Here is a 241-nt window from a genome sequence, read left to right on the forward strand (position 1 = left end):
GGAGCATCGCTGGGTAGCTACGTGCGGACGGGATAAATGCTGAAAGCATCTAAGCATGAAGCCCCCTCCAAGATGAGATTTCCCTTTGAGTAATCAAGAAAGACCCCTCAGAGACGATGAGTAGATAGGTCACGGGTGGAAGCATGGCGACATGTGGAGCTGAGTGATACTAATCGGTCGAGGCCTTGTTCTAGCAGATGCTTGTTGATGACTTCAGTTTTGAGGGCGCGAGCCCGATCGT

1 rRNA gene is annotated in these 241 nt (G+C 51.5%); it reads left to right on the forward strand.

Annotation, left to right across the window (positions count from 1 at the left end):
• Nucleotides 1-193, forward strand: a 23S ribosomal RNA gene (locus AC3B4V_RS16320); the annotation flags it as partial.
• Nucleotides 194-241: the final 48 nt, after the last annotated feature.

The organism is Exiguobacterium sp. E17S (assembly GCF_057772545.1).